Genomic DNA, 17,221 nt, shown 5'->3' with positions numbered 1-17,221 from the left:
TAACAAGAGTTGAAAGAAACCAGCATGACTGAATATGGCACCTATGATCCACCAGCATATGATCCAACCTATGCCATCACCATGCAACGAGCGCCGATCCGCCCACGCGTGCTTCTGCCGAAGGGTTGGTTTCATAATGTCGAAGGCCCATGCTTTGACCAGATCAAGTGCACCGAACGCGACCGTGACCTGACCAGCCATGGTCGAGACGAACCGATTGGCTCACGCATCATGGTCTTTGGCCGCGTGACCGACAGCGATGGCAATCCGGTGCGCAACAAGCTGGTTGAAATCTGGCAGGCCAATGCAGCTGGCGGTTATGTCGACAGTCTCGACGTGACCGGCTTTCCGCTTGATCCGAATTTTATCGGCGCTGGCCGCTGCCTCACCGATCATGACGGCAATTACAGCTTCATTACCATCCGTCCGGGGCCCTATCCGGCATTCTATGCCTCAGGCGACCAGGGCTGGCGCGCTGCCCATATTCATTTTTCGTTGTTTGGCGAAGGCTATGGCTCACGTCTCATCACGCAGATGTATTTCGAAGGCGATCCGCTGCTCAAGCAGGACCGGATGTCACTTGCCATCCCGACCGAACGCGCGCGCGATTCGCTGATTGCAAAGCTCGATCTGGAAAAATCGCTGTCACTGTCCTTCGGGCCGCCACGCCATGTACCGACCCCTGATACGGCCGGAAAGCTGGTTTATCCGCCCGTCCGTACGGATGAAGCACGGCTTCAGTCGCGTAATCCGTCCTATCAGGCCTATCGCTTTGACATTGTTCTGCGCGGCCCACGTGCCACCGTCTTCGAAAATAAAGAACTATGACAAAAACCGTTATCACCCCATCGCACACATGCGGCCCGCTGTTCGGCTTTGGCATCATGCATGACGGCCTCAACCGCAGCACGGAAGCCTCTGATCCCAATGCCATTTTCCTGTCGGGTGAAATTCGCGACAGCAAGGCTGATCTTGGTTATGAAGCCTTCATCGAAATTTTTGCCGCAGGACAGGCAGTTCGCGTGCGCACCCATGCCGGCCGTTATGAAGCCCTGCTGAAACGACCAGCGCCCGAAGTGCTGGCCAATGGCGCAACACAAGCCCCGCATTTCACCGTTCTCATCCATGCCCGCGGCCTCGTCCGGCATCTGATGACGCGTGCCTATCTACCCGGCAACAGCCAGGAATTCGACTCTGATCCTGTCGTCCAGCTGGTGCCGGAAGATATGCGCCCGCGGCTTTTGATGCGCCCCGGTATTGATGAACGCCATTATGAATTCGACATCTGCCTTCAGGGCGAAGGTGAAAGCGTCTTCTTCGACATCTGACAAATCATCATTACGGGAGGAAACCAGTTGATTACCAAGCGCAAATTTCTGGCACTGAGCGTTGCCGCTGTTCTGTCTCTTGGAATGTCCGGCATGGCCAGCGCCGCGGATGACGAACTCAAGATCGGCCTGTTGCTGCCTACCTCTGGCCCGCTTTCCTTTGTTGGCGGCACCATGAAGCAGGCGGCTGACCTGATGGTGGAAGAATACAAGGCCAAGGGCGGCATTGGAGGAAAGCCGTTCAGCGTCCAATTCTATGATACCGAATCCAACACCACCCTTGTCGGCCAGCAGATGCGCCGCCTGATCGAAACCGATGGCGTTGATGTCGTGCTGGGACCGACCGTAACCGGCGAAACCCTGACCGCCCGCCCAATCGCCAATGAACTGAAAGTGCCGCTATTGCCATTTGCCGGCACGGAAGCCGTGACCGAACCTGCCACACCATATCTGTTTTCGGTCGTACCGTCAGATCGCCAGGTCGCCAAGGCCATGATTGATCTGGCCAAGAAACAGGGCCTGAAGAAGATCGCCTTCCTCTATTCAGCCGATGGTTTCGGCCAAACGGGGTTGAACGTGCTCAAGCAGCTGCTTGATTCCGAAGGCGTCGAACTGGTGGCAACGGAAGAATTTGGCCCGCGTGATGCCGACATGACACCGCAAATCATGCGCATCCGTTCGGCTGACCCGGATGTCATGTTTGTCTGGGGCGTCAATCCCGGCCCGACCATCATCATGAAAAATGCCAAGCAGATCGGATTCAACAAGCCGATCTACAACAGCTATGGCGTTGCCGTCCCGCAATTCATTGAACAGACGGGTGCCACCGGCGAAGGCAGCTATGTGGCGGGCACCGCCATCATGGCTGCCAAGAGCCTGCCGGAAGATGATGAAATCCGCAAGGCCAACATCGCCAATGTCGAAGCCTTTGAAGCAAAATATGGCAAGCCGGTCGCAGCCATGAATGGTTATGTCTTCGACGCCTTCAAGGCCCTGGATGCGGCCATCACCGAAAATGGCGGCAAGACCGACCGTGAAAGCATTGCCGCGGCACTGCGCAAGATTGGCTTCACGGGCGCCAATGGCAAGCTGCAGTTCAAGGAAGGCAGCTCTACCGCCCAGTCGCCAGATTCCGGTGCCATGGTCATGCTGAAAATCGAAAACGGCAAATTCGTCCTCGCAGAATAAAGCGCACGCCCCCGGCCAGCTGGGCCGGGGGCTTCCTGGCCCCCTCGTCTTGGTCCCGGTCAAAACGGGGGGGGGGGGTGATCATGCCCGGCGTTGTTGCATCCGGGCGGTTTCTTGAATCGGAAGATATTTCCCCCTGGATGCTTGGCAGCTGTCTGCCAAATTTCACCCCGGATCATATGCCATCATCACTTCTCTTGCGCTTGCGCATGCCGCCGCGCATGGTTGCGCGAAATTCGCCCGGGGGCATCTGCGCCATGCGCTTGAAAAAGCGGCTGAAATAAGCCGGCTCACGAAATCCCAGGCTATAGGAAATCGTTGTCGCCGGATGCGCGGTATAAAGCAGCATTCTCTTTGCTTCGGTCAAAAGCCGTTCATGTAACAGCGCCTGCGGTGTTTTTTCGCTTGCCGCCCTGCATATCGCGGTCAACCGCGCCGCTGTGACACCAAGTTTCTTCGCCATATCGGCGACCGTTGGCTGTGCCTTGAAATGCGCCTCCAGTTCACGCGTGAAGGCGGCAAATATTTCCTCCTGCACCAGATCGCCGGACGTGCTTTTCTGGCTTGCCATCCTGCCCATGGTTGTCACCATCAGCCGCAGGGCAGAAGCCATCACGATCTGACGCCCAACGGCCATTTCCGGATATTCCCGCGCAACAATCTTGAAGCTGGTGGCGATTTCCTTGCGTTCACGCAACGCATTGTCAAAATAGATCAGTTGCGGCTGACGCAGGACAGACAATAGCCCCGCATCCATGCCAATCATGGCTGCATCCATGAAGGGTTTGGCGACCGTGATGATCGGCGCACGTACATCACGCGAAAATTCAAAACCATGCACCGTTCCAGCTGGCATGAACATCAGGACTGGTGCCTTGAATTCATGCTGCTCGCCATCAAGGATAAGCCGTCCACTGCCACGAATGAAATAAAGAAACTGGTCAAGTCCCTCATGGAGATGCGCGCCAGCCTTCCAGCCATGAAAGGGGAGCTGATCCTCAATCCGCTCATAATGCAGAAAGGCGGCATCAAACTCCGGCAGGGCCGAGCCATAAATTCCGAAACTTGAAATTTCTTCCATGTGAAGAATCGCAATTTGCTACGAAAAGTCCAATAGTTTCGTCCGATAATGCATAGAAGAGCTGCGAATTAAAGAGGATAAATGCAACATGGAATAGCCGAAAGGCACTGAGGAGGAATTGCCCATGATGCATGTCGATTTCCGGAAACCGGAGGATTTTCGCGCCGACAAGGCCCGTCCATTCACCGGCGAGGAATATCTGGAAACCCTACGGCATGGACGTGAAGTCTATATTGATGGTGAGCGCGTCCACGATATCACCACCCATCCTGCTTTCCGCAACGCCGCCCGTTCGATCGCGCGCCTTTATGATGCGCTGCACGATCCGGCGAAAAAGGACATTCTGACCTGCCCGACCGATACCGGCAATGGCGGCTATACGTTCCGTTCGTTCCGCATTGCACGCTCGATTGAAGATCTACAGATGCAGCAGAAGGCCATTGCCGAATGGTCGCGCCTTTCCTATGGCTGGATGGGTCGCACGCCAGACTACAAGGCCGCGTTGATGAACACGCTGGGCGTCAATGCCGAATGGTATGGCGATTTCGCCGACAATGCCCGCGCCTGGTACAAGCGCGCGCAGGAATCGGTTCTGTTCATGAACCATGCCATCGTCAACCCGCCGGTTGACCGTGCGCAGCCGGTCGCATCCGTCAGGGACGTCTTCATCACCATCCAGAAGGAAGATGAAAACGGCATCTATGTTTCGGGTGCAAAGGTTGTCGCCACCTCGGCAGCCCTCACCCACTATAATTTCATCGGCCAGGCTGGCGCTGGCGCAAGCGATGATACCGACATGGCCGTTTCCTTCATCCTGCCGATGTCGGCACCAGGCTGCAAACTGTTCTGCCGCACCTCTTATGAAAAGATCGCCCATCTTGCCGGCACGCCGTTTGATTATCCGCTGTCATCGCGCTTTGACGAAAATGATGCGATCTTTGTACTGGATAATGTATTCGTTCCCTGGGAAAATGTGCTGATCTATCGTGATCCGGAACGTCTGAAGCGTTTCCAGCCAACCTCCGGTTTCCTTAATGGCTATTGCTTCCAGGGCTGCACGCGCCTTGCCGTCAAGCTTGACTTCCTGACAGGTCTCACTGCCCGCGCCCTGCACACCACGGGTGCCGATACGTTCCGCGGCAACCAAGCCCTGCTCGGCGAAATTGTCGGCTATCGCAACCTGATCTGGACGTTGTCCAACACCATGGCCAATGTGCCGGTCGACTTTGTTGGTGGTGCAAAGCTGCCAAATCTCGAAGCCGCCCTCTGCTACCGCACCTTTGCCGGCGACTCTTATGGCCGCATCAAGGAAATCATCGAGAAGATCATTGCCTCGGCCCTGATCTATCTCCCATCCTCGGCCAATGATTTCAAGAATCCAGAAATCGACAAATATCTCCAGCGTTATGTTCGCGGCTCTTACGGCATCGACCATATCGAGCGCATCAAGGTCATGAAACTGCTCTGGGATGCAATCGGTTCGGAATTCGGCGGACGCCACGAGCTTTATGAACGCAACTATTCCGGCAATCATGAAGATGTACGTCTGCACCAGCTTCAGTTCGCCGAACGCACGGGCACAATGGCCGAAATGCAGGCTCTCGTCGAACAATGCCTGTCGGATTACAACGAAAACGGCTGGACTGGCTCAGACTGGGTGAACTGACATGCAGGCAGCCATTGACGTTCAAGACCAGAAACAGGCTTTTCGCAACGCAATGGCCGCGGTTCCCGCACCGGTTCACGTCATCACCACCGATGGCGTGGCCGGCAAGGGCGGTATAACAATCACCGCCTTCACGGCGATTACCGACGAGCCACCAACCGTACTGGTTTGCCTCAACAAGAACAGCTACGCGGCAAGCCTCGTGCTTCAGAACAAGCATCTTGCCATCAATACGCTACATGCTGAAATGACGGAATGTGCCGGCCGTTTTGCCGGTATTGGCAAGCTCTCAATGCCGGAGCGCTTCGTCCATACCGAAGGTTGGGCCCCCTTGAAAAGCGGTTGCCCAACCCTGCCGGAAGCCCTTGCGGTTTTCGATTGTGAAGTACACCGCGTTGAGGAAATGGGCACGCATTATCTCATCTTCTGCCGCGTGATTGAAACGCAGGATCGCTCGGAACAGCCCGGCCTGCTCTATCACAACCGAACCTATAAAAAAGCGGTCTGACAAGGACCCACGCCTACCTCTGCAACGCTTTGGCGGATCAGCATGTCAGGGTTGATCCGCCGTCTTTTTGTCTGCAGACAGGCTCGTCTTGGGCAATTCAGATTTTCACGAAAACGCTGTTTGCTCCAACATGTTGTTCTTCGCAGTTCCGGACGGAAAACCGGTGTCCACTTTTCCTGGAACTGCTCTATACGCCCTGCTGAGAGGCGCGGCTTGCCTGCTGACGCCATGCCGCAGGCGACTGTCCGGTCATCTTGCGGAAGAAACGCGAAAAATAAGCCGGATCATTAAAACCCGTTTCATAGGCAATGGCTTCAACCGAGCTTACCGTATAGTGCAGCATGCGTTGCGCCACCCGCAGGCGGGTTGCGTCAATCACATCCTTAATGCCCTGCTGCCACAATTCCTGACAGGCGCGCGCAAGCTGATGGCGCGTGACGCCAAGTTTGCGGCAATAATCCTCTATTTTCCAGTCCTCCGCATAGTGCTGATCGACCAGAACCTGAAAGTCCAGCGCAAGGCGCACCAGACGCGGGGCTGCAATCGTGTTGCCGGCGGCCTGCAGGCGGCCAAAAATCTCAAACAGGGATCTGGTCAGCAACCCAACCAGACGCATCCGCCCCTGCCGTTCAACCGAATATTCGGCATAGGCCAGTTCAAACAGTTGTTCCGCCATTTTCCAGCTATGTTCATCGCCCTGATGGCTAAGCACATAATGGCTGCGTGTCAGATCAAACGGCAGCTGATCAGCCATGCCAGCCAGCGCATGATTGGCGATGGAAATCACCCAGCAATCGGTCGTAGCCGGATCGACCTCAAAACCATGCAGCGTATTGGCCGGAACGAAATGCATCATGGGCGCCTCAAAGGTCCAGGCCTTGCCTTCAATCTCATAGCGCCCGCCCCCTTTGAACCATAGGCTCAGCTGGCCGAAATGCGGATGCAGATGCGGCGTTGCCTTGCCGCCATGATAATCCTTGTGGTTCATCACCCGGTCGACATGGATGAAATCCAGATCAACCGGCCGGGCCGGCTCTCCATAAGTCGCATAGGCAGGAAAAGCTTCGCGCATTTTAAAAAAAATCCAATTCCTTTTCCGGAATGTACCTTACTTTTTGCTGTCCTCAAAGTTCTTTTGTGCAGAAGGAGGATACCAAAATGAGAGCTGAAGATTTTCGTGCAGATAAAAAACGCCCATTCACCGGCGCGGAATATATCGAATCGCTGCGTGACGGCCGCGAAGTCTATATAAATGGTGAGCGAATTCAGGATGTTACGACACATCCGGCCATGCGCAATTCGGTTCGCTCGCTGGCCCGCCTTTATGACGCGCTGCATGACCCGGCAAAGAAAGACATTCTGACTTGTGAAACGGATACGGGGTCAGGTGGCTATACGCACAAATTCTTCCGCCCGGCGCGATCAGTGGAGGATCTGGTCGGCCAGCAGCGAGCCATTGCCGAATGGGCACGCATGTCCTATGGCTGGATGGGCCGCACGGCAGATTACAAGGCCGCACTGATGAACACGCTTGGCGCCAATGCCGATTGGTATGGCCAGTTTGCCGACAATGCCCGCGCATGGCACAAGCGCGCGCAGGAAGCGGTTCTGTTCATGAACCACGCCATCGTCAACCCGCCGATTGACCGCGACAAACCTGCCGAACAGGTCAAGGACGTGTTCGTGCACATCACCAAGGAAACCGATGCGGGCATTTATGTGACCGGCGCCAAGGTGGTGGCAACGTCATCGGCGCTGACCCATTATAACTTCCTTGCCCAGTCATCCGCCACCGTGACCGAGGATCCATCACTGTCTGTCATGTTCATCGTGCCGATGAATGCGCCGGGCGTGAAAATGTTCTGCCGTGTCTCCTATGAACAGGCAGCAAACTCGATCGGCCAGCCCTTTGACTATCCGCTGTCGTCGCGTTTTGATGAAAATGATGCAATTCTCGTGCTCGATAATGTTTTCGTCCCGTGGGAAGACGTTCTCGTTCTGCGCGATGCACAGAAAATCCTGTCCTTCCACCCTGCCTCCGGCTTCATGCATGGTTATTGTTTCCAGGGCTGCACCCGCCTTGCGGTGAAGCTTGATTTCCTTGCCGGACTGCTTGCCAAGGCATTGCGCGCCACAGGTGGCGACGCCTTCCGCGGCAATCAGGCCATGCTGGGCGAAGTGGTTGCGCTGCGTCACAAGTTCTGGGCCTTTTCGGACGCCATGGCGCGCAATCCGGTGCGCTGGAAAAACGGCGTCTGCCTGCCCAATCAGGAAGCCGGTCTCAGCTATCGCGCCTTCATGTCGGATGCCTATCCGCGCGTGATCGATCTGATCCGCCGCTCCGTCGCCTCCGGCCTCATCTATCTGCCGTCTGCCGCAACAGATTTCCACAATCCGGATATTGACCGCTATCTCGCCCGTTATGTCCGCGGTTCCGGCAATATGCCGCATAAGGAGCGTATCAAGATCATGAAACTGCTGTGGGATGCGACTGGCACCGAATTTGGCGGCCGGCATGCGCTTTATGAGCTGAACTATGCCGGCACGCCAGAGGAAGTGCGCCTGCAGGTGCTCAAGGGCGCAGAACGCAGCGGAATCATGCGCGAATGCGAAGCGCTGGTGGAACAGTGCATGGCCGACTATGACGAAAATGGCTGGACATCTGATACCTGGCACGCGCCATTGAACCTGCACCTACAATAATTTCATTTAACAGAACACATGATGTGCGGAGCAGAATTTCGCACATCCTTGGCTTATGCGTCCTTTTGTTAAAAAAAGTCCAAGAGAATTTCATTTTATTGCATGTGCAATTTCGCCCCCTTCGGTGAGGCTAGCAACGAGTTTCACCGAATGTGAAAGGTCAGCCTTTCCATGCGGGAGCATTCGAGGGAGGAAGAATGATCAGAAACGTCAACCCGCCTCTGGCGGACAGTTCTTCTGCGGTCAGCTTGCTGCGCGTGCCGGTCAAGCCACCGGTACATCTTGATCGCGGCTGGTTCCATTGGCTTGAAGGGCCGGTTTTTGATCAGATCCGCCCTGGCCCGCTTGATGCCGATCTGACAGCACATGGCAATGGCGAGCCTATCGGTACGAAAATCATCGTGCATGGCCGCATCACCGACAGCGATGGCAATCCCGTACGTCATACGCTGGTGGAAATCTGGCAGGCCAATGCGGCAGGCGGCTATATCGACAGTCTGGATCAATCCGGCTTTCCACTCGATCCGAATTTCTTTGGCGCAGGACGCTGTCTGACCGACCACAATGGCTATTACCGCTTTATCACGATCCGGCCGGGCCCCTATCCGGCGATGTTCCGTGATGGCGGTCGCGCATGGCGCGCCTCACACATTCATTTTTCCATTTTTGGCTCAAGCGCCTCGTCGCGCCTCATCACCCAGATGTTTTTCGAAGGCGACGCGCTGATCAAGCATGACCGCCTGATCAATTCGATCACCTGCCCGCTTGGACGCGATGCGCTTATAGCCAAGCTCGATATCGACAACACCATTTCGGAAAGTTTTGGCCCCCCTCGCACAAGGCCGACACTTGATGGTTCGGGCGTGCTTGTAGATCCGCCAGCGCGCAGCGACGCCAATGCATTGTTGCCGCGCAATCCATCAGCGCTTGCCTACCGGTTTGACATTCGCCTGCGCGGGCCAAGAGGAACCTATTTCGAATGAGCGAAGATACTGTCTACACCCCGACCCAGACCTGTGGCCCGCTGTTTGGCTTTGCCATGCTTCCCAAGGGGATTACCGAGGTTCCGGTGCCGGAAGGCAAGCGGCCATTGCATCTTTCGATCGACATCTTCGATGGTGAGGGCAACCATCTGGATTATGGCGCCTGGGTTGAACTCTGGGACGCCACACAGGCCTGTCGTGTTCGCACCCTTGCCGGCAAGATCAGCACGACGATGATCTGGCCAGAGCCGCGCAGGCTGGGTGACGGAACTGTTCTGGCGCCACAGATCAACGTCATTCTGGTCACGCGCGGACTGGCGCAACCGCTTGCCACCAAGATCTTCATGCCCGGCACACCGGAACTCGCCGCAGATCCGATCTGGAACAGCGTACCAGAGGAACGCCGCCATCTGATGCTGGCAAGACCAAGGGATGACGGTTTCCACTTTGTCTGGAAACTGCAGGGCGAAGACGAAAACCCGATTTTTGACCTTTATCAGGACAATGATCATGACTGAGCCTGTCCTGCTTTCAAGCCAGTCCGGCAAGATCCTGACGCTGACGCTCAACCGTCCAGAGGTGCACAATGCGATGGACAGCGCCCTGTGCCGCGCCCTGATTGATGCCCTGCAGCAGGCAGATCATGATGAGAGCGTCAATGTCGTAGTCATATGTGGCGCTGGGCGCAGTTTCTGTGCTGGCGCGGATACCAATGAGTTCAAGCATCTAACGCCGGAACAGCGCGCCAATGTCAGGGACCGCGCGGGTCTGAGTGCCGGTATTCACACCACGCTGGCCAGAATGCAGACGCCCGTCATCGCCGCTGTTCATGGCCATGCGCTTGGCGGCGGCTGCGGTCTGGCTCTTGGCTGCGATCTGGTGGTCGCGCATGAAGGTGCAAGCTTCGGCTATCCCGAAATCAGACATCATCTTGTCGCCGCTGTCGTCATGGCCAATCTTACCCGCCAGATTGGCCGCAAGGCGGCGATGGATCTCGTTCTGACCGGCCGGCGCATATCAGCACGGGAAGCGCTGCAGCTCGGCATGATCAATCGCCTTCATGATGATGCATCATTCGAACAGGGCGTGCGCGAACTGGCAGAAACGGTGGCCGGACATTATCGCGGCGCACTGCGGCTTACCAAACATCTGTTCAACACTGTTGCGGAAATGGATCTCATTTCCGGCATTGAACGCGGCAGGCTGGCAAATGAGGAGATGCGCAGCCTGCGCGCGGCAGCCGGGACAAACTAGGCTCGGGCGAGAGCCATAACTGGGAGGAAAACATGGGTAAATTCAAGGGGCTGTCTATCCTCGAACAAGCAAGGGGCATGCTGTTTGCCTGTGCGATCGGCCTGGGGCTGGCAGCAGGCCCGGCACTTTCTGCCGAGACCGAAATCACCGTCTCGACCTGGGGCGGGCCGAACCATCCGGTCAATTCAAAACTCTGGCCAATTCTCTCAAGCTGGATTGAAAAGGCGACCGATGATCGCGTGACGTTGAAGGTCGTGCATGATCTTGGTCCGCCGGCTGCCCAGATGGATCTGGTCAATGACGGCGTTGCCGATATGGCATGGATTTTCCACGGCCATATGCCAGGCCGCTTTGTCCTGACGCAGATTTCAGAAATCCCATCGTCCAATGCCGATTCCGAAACCATTTCGGCCGCATACTGGAACCTGCATGAAAACTATCTGGCCAAGGCCAATGAGCATCGCGGCCTGCGCGTGCTGGGCATCGGCGTGCATGGGCCAGGCCAGATCTTTACCAATGCAAAGGCTGATGATCTTGCTTCCCTCAAGTCCAAGCGCCTGCGCGTTGGCGGTGGCGTCATGAGCGATGTCGTCGACCGGCTCGGTATTGTCAGTGCTGCCTTGCCGCCGAACCAGCTTTATGAAGCCGCCTCGCAAGGGGTCATCGATGGCGCCCTGCAGCCCTTTGACGGAGTCCAGGCCTTCCGCCTTGGTGAAGTGACCCATTATGGCCTGATCAATCCGGCCGGTTTTTACCGCGGCAGTTTCGCCATCATCATGAATCCGGACAAATGGGATGAAATTTCGCCAGAAGACCAGAAAGCGATTGAATCGGTCACCGGCGAAAAGCTCTCCCGCCTGTTTGGCGCGGTCATGGATGGTTCCGACAAGGCAGGCATGGACTATTTCGTCGCCAATGGCGGCAAGAATACCGAACTGTCGGCAGAGGACCAGGAAACCCTGAAAAAGATCTTCTCAGAGCTTCGTGGCAAATGGGAAACCACGGCTGCCAATGCCGGCATTGATGCCAAGGCAGCCATTGCCGCCTTCGATGCGGATATTGAAGCCGCAAGAAATGGCGAGCGCGTCACCATTGCGGCTGCGGAGTGATCCAGATGGCTGGTTCCTTTCCTGAAACCGGGGCGGCATCCAGTGCCGCCCAGGCCTTGGGGCCAGTGGGCTGGATCCTGTCCAGGCTCGAACTGTTTGCCGGTATCGTCGTTTTCCTGATGATGATCCTCACCGGCGTGGATGTGTTCGGGCGTTATTTTCTTGGCCAGTCCATTCGCGGCTCGGTTGAGCTGATGCAGGTGATGATGGCGATCAGCATCTTTGCCGCACTGCCCTATCTTACCTATCGCGGCGAAAATATCGCCGTTGACCTGCTGCCATGGATCGGCCGCGGCTATGGCTGGGTGCATCAGATCGTGATTGAAATCATCTGTGCCATTCTGATCCTCATCATGCTGCCCAAACTCTGGTCGCTGGCGCAGCGCGCCCTGCAATGGGACGACCGCACCGACTTTCTCGCAATTCCCACAGGTTATGTTCAGCTCTTCATGACGGCCATGATGGCGCTATCCGCGTTGGCTGCACTGGCACGCGCGATCAACATCTACCTGACACGCAGATCTTTCAAAAATGGTGACAATCAATGACCGCAGCCCTTATCGGACTGGTTGTCCTGCTGGCCCTGCTATTGTTGCGCCTGCCTCTGGCCTTTGCCATGGGGCTGGTCGGCGTGGGCGGCTTTTATGCCATTACCGGCAAGCTTGATTCCTCCATCCTCATGGGCGCGCGCCGCCTGATCGATGGTGGAATGGATTATGCCCTGACGGTTATCCCCCTCTTTGTCCTGATGGGCAATTTCGTGGCCCGTTCCGGCCTGTCTGAATCGCTGTTTCGTGCCACCAATGGCCTGATGGGTCACTATAGAGGCGGTCAGGCCATGGCCACGGTCGTTGCCTCCGGCGCCTTTTCTGCCATTTGCGGTTCGTCTCTTGCAACCGTTGCCACCATGGGCCGTGTCGCCATCCCGCAGATGGAGCGCTATGGCTATAGTCCCGCGCTTTCCTCTGCCTCTGTTGCGGCAGGCGGCACGCTTGGCATCCTGATCCCGCCATCGGTCATGCTGGTCATCTATGGCATGTTGACGGAAACATCGGTGCAGGGGCTGTTTGCCGCCGGACTTTTCCCCGGCATTCTCGGCATTCTGCTTTATGTCTGCTCGGTCATTTATGTCGTCAAAAGGCGCCCGGAAGATGGCCCGGCAGCACCGCGCCTGCCATGGTCTGAACGACTGGCCGTACTGCGCTCTGTCTGGCCAACGCTGCTCCTGTTCGTCATTGTCATGGGCGGGATTTATTCCGGCGTCTTCACGCCGACGGAAGCAGCCGGTATTGGCGCCCTGGGCGCTTTCATCATCTCGCTGTGCTTGCGCTCGCTCACGGTCAGGCTCGTCATCGAAATCGTCACCGAAACCGTGCGCACCACGGCAGCCCTGTTCCTGATCGTGCTGACGGCAATGATCTTTGCCAATTTCATCAACCGTGCCGGCCTGCCCAATGATCTTCTCGCGCTGGTTACCGACAAGGATATCCCCGGCTGGGCCGTTCTTGCCATTATCGTGCTGATCTATCTGGTCCTCGGCTGCGTCCTGGAAAGCATGTCGATGATGCTTCTGACCGTGCCGGTGCTTTTCCCCGTCATTGCCGGTCTTGGTTATGACCTGATCTGGTTCGGCATTCTGGTGGTGATCCTGATCGAAATCAGCCTTCTGACTCCTCCGGTTGGCATGAACTGCTTCGTGCTGCGCGCCGTAGCACCACATATTCCGATCGGCACGATCTTCAAGGGTGTCATCCCCTTCTGGTGCGCCGACATCGTTCGCATCGGCGTGGTGCTGTTCTTCCCGGCTTTTGTGCTCTTCCTGCCGCGCCTGTTGAGTTGAGGGAGGGGAAAGTGGCCGCGCCGGAGCATGGCTCATGGCAGAAACCAATATGAAACTCCGGCGATTGGTTTCAGCGCATGAGCTCTCCCGAAACCTGTTCCCGCCTTTGGGAGACATGCTCCAACTTATTGTTGTTCGCGGTTCCGGACGGAAAACCGCTTCCGCTTTCCTGGAACAACTTCAGGCGCGGTCACTTTGAAGTTCCCGAGAACAATCCAGATTTTCGCGGAAAAGCTGAATTGCTCTAACCTATTGTTTTTCCTTGGTTCCAAGCGAAAACCGCTTCTGCTTTCCCTGGAACTGCCCAACTGAGAGAACAGTCATGGACAAATCACCTGAACGTCCCTGCCCTGAATGGCTGCTTGACGATGAATTCGGCACCCGCGCGCGCCTTGGCCTGATCATACCCTCCTCCGGCTGGACGCCGGAACATGAATGGCCGCGCATGATGCCACGTGGCGTTGCCTATCACATCGCGCGCATGCCGCTTGGCAATGTCACCATGGCGGAACTCAAACAGATGGGCAGACATGCCCTCACCGCCGCACAAATGCTGGCAACCGCGCGTGTTGATGTCATCGGCTATGGTTGCACGTCACAGACCTTCATTGAAGGCATGGACTATGACCGCGCCCTTGCCCGCAACCTGCAGCAGGAAACCGGCATTGAAGTTGTCACCATGATTGAGGCCGTGCTGGAGGCGCTGAACCGTCTTGGCGCGCGCAAGCTTGCCATGGTAACCCCCTATACGAGCGATATTGCCCAGCGCGAAATCGATTTCATGCAGTCGCTTGGGTTCCAGGTCCTGACAGAACAAAGCCTGCATATTGCAGACACGATTGAAATTGCAAAAGTTCCGCCACACCAGATCATAGCGCTTGGCCTTGAGACCATGCACAAGGTACCGGATGCCGATGTCTTGTTCTTGAGTTGTGGTAATCTGCGCACGCTTGAAGCGATTCCACAGCTTGAAGCCGCACTGATGAAACCTGTCATCAGCAGCAATCAGGCACTGGTCGAAAGTCTGCTTGCACGCGTTGGCATTCGCTGATGCGGCTAGGCCTGTCTTTTGATGGCTGTCACAGACTGCCCAGTCGGGCCTGCTTTCAACCCGAACCTGCCTCCAGCACAAGCATGCTTACGGTTGCCGTCTGCACAGCTTCAGCCGAATAGACCAGCGGGCAATGTGTGCCATTGCGCCAGTGTTCAAGCAGATCCCGGTAATGGGAAGCGCCCGGCATGCCCGACTGGCCCGGATTGTTGACAAAGAGGCTGTTGTCCCATTCACCCACATCAATCACCATGCGTACCGATGGTCCGGCCAGGACGGAATAATCATTGAGCCGGTAATTGGCATAGTTCAGCGTTGAACTGCTGCCCCCCAGCGCCAGAGGTTCAATCGACCACGCCTCATCGGTAAAGCCTTGCAAGGGATGGGTGAGTTTGAGCTGATGGATGCGGCCCCATGACCAGTCATTCACACTTTCGCCCATCAACGCCCGGCATTCACCAAAGGCCTCTTCCAGGCTAGTTGCCAGATCGGCTTGGATCTGCGCATTCCCGGCCTGCCTTTCCAGCCATTCCACAAGGCTTGGTGAATCAAACGGCATCAGCATGGGAATGAGGGATGGCTCTGCCCCTTCATGACGCGCAACAAGGGGGCCAAGATATTTGCTGATCCAGACCTCAAACAGGGCTGCAGGGGCGGAATCTGCCGCAAGATCGCCATCCCAGTCTGCAAGCAATGGCCAGATTACGGACTTCTCCGTCACGGCCGGAATGGCCTTCAGGCATGCAAGCGCGCGCGCGGCAATGGGCGAGAAAGTCGAACATTGCAGCCGCACACAATCCTGCAACGTAATCGGCTGTTCACGCGCCAGTTCGCGATGCAGCGTGTCATGCCGGCTCTTGTCGAGCCACTCATAGCCGATTGCCGGATTATTGGCCGCCCAGTCATTGGGAATGTTCATCGCATTGGCGGTGGCAATGAAGCCGCGTTTCGGATTGACCTCGAATGGGGCCTGATCCGGCGCAAGATAGCCTTCCCATTCATAGCGCCCATCACCCGGCACTGGCAAAAGCCCATCCCAGTTTGGCCGGATCGGCGAAGCACCGGAAGGCTTCCATGCAATCGTATTGGATATGTCGGCATAGATATGATTGACCGACGGGCAGCCCCAGCCACGCAGCGCATCCGCATATTCATCATAAGTCCTTGCCTTCATGACCAAGAGGCTTGCCATGTAGGGAGCCATGCCTGCATCCAGCCAGACGGTGCGAAGCGCAAATGCGCGATTGTTCTGTCTATCCCGATAGAGCAGCGGGCCATGGCGGGTAAATTCAAGCGTGACGCTCTGGTCTGGACAGCCCTTGACCGGAATGGTCTCGGTCATTTTCGTCACTCTTTCCCAGCCACCCTGATAGGCATAAAGATCAGGGTCCTCGGCATGTGTCTCATAGACATGGATGTCTTCCTGATCCGCGCCGAAAATGGTGAGGCCAAAGGCAGCCGTGCCGTTATGGCCCATGGAGATACCCGGCACCATCGGCTCGCCCGCACCGATCACATCAAGCCCCGGCATGGTCAGATGCACGACATAACGGATGGAGGGCAGAACATGGGTGCGATGCGGATCAAGCGCCAGAATCGGGCGGCCTGTCGCGGTCTTTTCAGCCGAGATCGCCCAATTATTCGAACCTTCTTCAAAAGAAGCGCGGACGATTTCGCCAGATGGCGTCACCACTGTCCAGAACGCGGCCTCTTCAAGGCTTGCTGCAAGCCTCTCTCTGGAAAAGGTGACCGGGCTGACGGCAAGATTGAAATCACGCAAGACCCGATCCGTCATGATCGTCGGATCAAATCCGTCAACCGGTGTCGGCACAACACCGTGTGACAATTGCTTGCGCAACTGATCGAGCCTTGCGCCCAATTCGTTTCCGGCTGCGGCCATCACCTTTGCCCGCAGCAGTTCGGATGTTGCATTGCGTGTGAGCGAATGGGTGCGCACGCGCACTACATCTTCCGCCTTCCATCGGTCGGGCCGATGGCCAAGCAGCGCAAATTCTGGCGGAAGTGTCATTACACCTGCATCGCAGGCATCAATATAGGCATTGATGCCTTCGGCAAAGGCCGTACAGATTTCTTCCGAGTCCGGCCCATAGGCCTTCCATTCCGCCGCCATGTCGCCGCGATAAAGAAAGAGCCGCGCTGCCCTGTCCTGTTCAAGATAGCCGGGGCCAAAATCGGCCGAAAGCAGACCAAGACCACGCTTGCGCGCAATATCGATCTGCCACAGCCGGTCCCGCGCCGCATTCCAGCCTTGCGCGAAGAAAAGGTCATGCAGATTGTTGGCCCGGATATGGGGCACCCCCCACCGGTCAATTGAGATTGTGACATCCTGTTTCAGACCTGGAACCTTGTAGGCTGCAAGCTGCTTCTTTTCGCGCATGACTATACCTGTCCGTTCAGGCAATTCAGCGTTTTCGCAAAACCCGAATTGCTCTGACATGTTGGTTTTCTCAGTGCCGGACGGAAAACCGGCTTCCTCTTGTCCTGCTACT

At 56.5% G+C, this 17,221-nt stretch carries 16 protein-coding genes; 13 read left to right on the top strand and 3 right to left on the bottom strand.

The genetic code is table 11. From position 1 onward, the window contains the following. Window positions 1-24 precede the first annotated feature (24 nt). From ACFO1V_RS13195 to ACFO1V_RS13185, 3 genes are read left to right on the top strand one after another with little or no spacing between them, the layout of a single operon-like run. Window positions 25-828, top strand: a complete 804-nt coding sequence (locus ACFO1V_RS13195) for a dioxygenase family protein (RefSeq protein WP_374832660.1) — start codon at window positions 25-27, stop codon at window positions 826-828. Further along, the gene (locus ACFO1V_RS13190; protein ID WP_374832662.1) at window positions 825-1,328 is read left to right on the top strand and encodes a peptidase associated/transthyretin-like domain-containing protein; all 504 of its coding nucleotides are present in this window, start codon (window positions 825-827) and stop codon (window positions 1,326-1,328) included. Before ACFO1V_RS13195 ends, ACFO1V_RS13190 begins: the two co-directional genes overlap by 4 nt. A 27-nt stretch (window positions 1,329-1,355) precedes the next feature. Beyond that, window positions 1,356-2,516 carry an ABC transporter substrate-binding protein gene (locus ACFO1V_RS13185; protein WP_374832664.1) on the top strand — a complete coding sequence of 387 codons (1,161 nt, stop codon included), beginning with the start codon at window positions 1,356-1,358 and terminating at the stop codon, window positions 2,514-2,516. Window positions 2,517-2,691: 175 nt separating this feature from the next. Here ACFO1V_RS13185 and ACFO1V_RS13180 read toward each other — a convergent pair whose 3' ends face one another. Next, window positions 2,692-3,597 carry a helix-turn-helix domain-containing protein gene (locus ACFO1V_RS13180; protein ID WP_374832666.1) on the bottom strand — a complete coding sequence of 302 codons (906 nt, stop codon included), beginning with the start codon at window positions 3,595-3,597 and terminating at the stop codon, window positions 2,692-2,694. A gap of 124 nt (window positions 3,598-3,721) precedes the next feature. On the opposite strand from ACFO1V_RS13180, the gene ACFO1V_RS13175 reads away from it, so the two are divergent. Both ACFO1V_RS13175 and ACFO1V_RS13170 read left to right on the top strand, forming a co-directional pair. Next, window positions 3,722-5,263, top strand: coding sequence for a 4-hydroxyphenylacetate 3-hydroxylase N-terminal domain-containing protein (locus tag ACFO1V_RS13175; RefSeq protein WP_374832668.1), 1,542 nt, complete (start codon window positions 3,722-3,724; stop codon window positions 5,261-5,263). 1 nt (window position 5,264) lies between these two features. Next, the gene (locus tag ACFO1V_RS13170) at window positions 5,265-5,771 is read left to right on the top strand and encodes a flavin reductase (protein ID WP_374832670.1); all 507 of its coding nucleotides are present in this window, start codon (window positions 5,265-5,267) and stop codon (window positions 5,769-5,771) included. Window positions 5,772-5,958: 187 nt separating this feature from the next. On the opposite strand, the gene ACFO1V_RS13165 is transcribed toward ACFO1V_RS13170, so the two are convergent. Next, window positions 5,959-6,843, bottom strand: a complete 885-nt coding sequence (locus ACFO1V_RS13165; RefSeq protein ID WP_374832672.1) for a helix-turn-helix domain-containing protein — start codon at window positions 6,841-6,843, stop codon at window positions 5,959-5,961. An 86-nt stretch (window positions 6,844-6,929) separates the two neighbouring features. On the opposite strand from ACFO1V_RS13165, the gene ACFO1V_RS13160 reads away from it, so the two are divergent. From ACFO1V_RS13160 to ACFO1V_RS13125, 8 genes are all read left to right on the top strand, one after another. After that, window positions 6,930-8,474, top strand: a complete 1,545-nt coding sequence (locus tag ACFO1V_RS13160) for a 4-hydroxyphenylacetate 3-hydroxylase N-terminal domain-containing protein (RefSeq protein ID WP_374832674.1) — start codon at window positions 6,930-6,932, stop codon at window positions 8,472-8,474. Between the two features lie 197 nt (window positions 8,475-8,671). Then, the gene (locus ACFO1V_RS13155) at window positions 8,672-9,457 is read left to right on the top strand and encodes a dioxygenase family protein (RefSeq protein ID WP_374832676.1); all 786 of its coding nucleotides are present in this window, start codon (window positions 8,672-8,674) and stop codon (window positions 9,455-9,457) included. Then, window positions 9,454-9,975 (top strand): peptidase associated/transthyretin-like domain-containing protein, encoded by a 522-nt coding sequence (locus tag ACFO1V_RS13150; RefSeq protein ID WP_374832678.1) that lies wholly within the window; start codon window positions 9,454-9,456, stop codon window positions 9,973-9,975. Before ACFO1V_RS13155 ends, ACFO1V_RS13150 begins: the two co-directional genes overlap by 4 nt. Continuing rightward, complete coding sequence (locus ACFO1V_RS13145) at window positions 9,968-10,711, top strand: enoyl-CoA hydratase/isomerase family protein (RefSeq protein ID WP_374832680.1); 744 nt, start codon at window positions 9,968-9,970, stop codon at window positions 10,709-10,711. Before ACFO1V_RS13150 ends, ACFO1V_RS13145 begins: the two co-directional genes overlap by 8 nt. A gap of 32 nt (window positions 10,712-10,743) precedes the next feature. Then, window positions 10,744-11,820, top strand: a complete 1,077-nt coding sequence (locus tag ACFO1V_RS13140) for a TRAP transporter substrate-binding protein (protein ID WP_374832682.1) — start codon at window positions 10,744-10,746, stop codon at window positions 11,818-11,820. 5 nt (window positions 11,821-11,825) lie between these two features. Beyond that, window positions 11,826-12,368, top strand: coding sequence for a TRAP transporter small permease (locus ACFO1V_RS13135; RefSeq protein ID WP_374832684.1), 543 nt, complete (start codon window positions 11,826-11,828; stop codon window positions 12,366-12,368). Further along, a complete protein-coding gene (locus tag ACFO1V_RS13130; protein ID WP_374832686.1) occupies window positions 12,365-13,660 on the top strand; it encodes a TRAP transporter large permease in 1,296 nt (431 codons plus the stop codon). Before ACFO1V_RS13135 ends, ACFO1V_RS13130 begins: the two co-directional genes overlap by 4 nt. Window positions 13,661-13,982: 322 nt before the next feature. Next, on the top strand, window positions 13,983-14,711 hold the full coding sequence (locus tag ACFO1V_RS13125) for a maleate cis-trans isomerase family protein (RefSeq protein ID WP_374832688.1): 729 nt from the start codon (window positions 13,983-13,985) through the stop codon (window positions 14,709-14,711). Window positions 14,712-14,766: 55 nt separating this feature from the next. On the opposite strand, the gene ACFO1V_RS13120 is transcribed toward ACFO1V_RS13125, so the two are convergent. Beyond that, window positions 14,767-17,109, bottom strand: coding sequence for a penicillin acylase family protein (locus ACFO1V_RS13120; RefSeq protein WP_374832690.1), 2,343 nt, complete (start codon window positions 17,107-17,109; stop codon window positions 14,767-14,769). Window positions 17,110-17,221 lie beyond the last annotated feature (112 nt).

The sequence above is a fragment of the Daeguia caeni genome (assembly GCF_042653845.1).
In the GTDB taxonomy this organism is placed as follows: Bacteria; Pseudomonadota; Alphaproteobacteria; order Rhizobiales; family Rhizobiaceae; genus Brucella; species Brucella caeni.
This window is presented reverse-complemented; position numbering and strand designations above follow the sequence as displayed.